Source organism: Streptomyces sp. NPDC004667, from assembly GCF_040609475.1.
Taxonomy (GTDB): domain Bacteria; phylum Actinomycetota; class Actinomycetes; order Streptomycetales; family Streptomycetaceae; genus Streptomyces.
Genome location: NZ_JBEXKC010000267.1, coordinates 1 through 1,303 on the forward strand (window position 1 = coordinate 1; position 1,303 = coordinate 1,303).

Genomic DNA, 1,303 nt, shown 5'->3' on the forward strand with positions numbered 1-1,303 from the left:
GGGGGGGGGGGGGGGCCGCGGGTGTCGCCGGGCGCCCCCCCCCCCCCCCCCACCGCCTGCAACGCCCCTGCGGGGCCCGCCGTCCTGGCGGGCCCCGAGGTGTATCCGGGTGGGGTCGGTTTGCCGTGGTGTGGGGGCGGGTTGCCTGGGTTCTACCTGCGGTACGGCGGGATTCGGACACGCGTGTGCGGCATTCGGCCTGATCGTCGAACGCCCTTTTGCGCAGCGGCAGGGCGTGGCTACGGTCCGTTGTGTCGATCAAGACCGCGACGCCTTACCCTGCGGACCGCATTCCGCGGCAGGTGGGGCGGCATGCGGGCATTGCCTGATGGAGGCCTTGTTGAGCAGCGACACCACCCAGCCCGTCGACGACCAGAACCTGTGGCGTGCCGTCTTCACCAGCGAGAAGGGCTGGTCCCCGGGGGTCGGGTTCGCCGATCACCTGTCCATAGCCGCGCCGGCCCTGGCCGAGGTCGACGGCACCCTGTACTGCGTGCACCGCGGCGCCCGGGACGGGGAGGAGAAGCAGCAGCCGATCAACTGGACGAGCTTCACGCCCGCGACGTTAAAGCCGTACGTGACGGCGCTGGAGGAGGCGCGCACGCCGCTGCCCGAGGACGCGACCGAGGAGCAGGTCGCGCAGTGGCAGAAGAACGTCCAGGCCGCGGCGGACGCCCTGGCCGCTGCGCGCCGGTGGACACCGGACGCGCGGGTGGGCTGGATCCGTAGTACGGAGGCGCCGGCGCTGGTCAACGACGGCGGCACGCTGCGGATGGTGTTCACGAACGCCGAGCCGGACTACGACACCACGTACCTGTCGCTGGCCGAGGTCGAGCTGAAGCGCGACGGCGACAAGGTGCGGTGGGGGCAGCCGGTCGCGATCGAGGCGGACCGCATGAGCGGGTCGGCGTCGTTCGCGCCGGCGCTCGCGGTGTTCAACGGCCAGGTGCACCTGCTGTATGCCGTCCCGGACGAGGGCTGCATCGTGCACCTGGTGCGCCACGATGCCGGGGACTGGCAGCCGGTCGCTGCTGCGGACGGCACTGAGGTCGCCACCCCGGCGCTGCGGCAGACGCCGCCGCAGTGGGTGATGGAGCACCTCAAGAAGGACGGCTACGTCGGGAACCTCGCCCTCGCGGTCCACGACGGCAAGCTGCACCTGGTCTACCGCGACTACGCGCTCAGCCCCCGTCTCGTGCACGCGGTGTTCGACGGCACCACCTGGACGAAGGCGGAACCGGTCGGGCAGTCCTCGCGGCGGACGGCCGCGCTGGCCTCGTACGACGGCAAGCTCCACGCCGTC

The 1,303-nt window shown here is 72.1% G+C and carries 1 protein-coding gene; it reads left to right on the forward strand.

All coding sequences use genetic code 11. The features are described from left to right. Positions 1-340: 340 nt before the first annotated feature. Positions 341-1,303: hypothetical protein (locus ABZW32_RS39950; protein WP_356225843.1), on the forward strand; the 963-nt coding region annotated here is incomplete at its 3' end.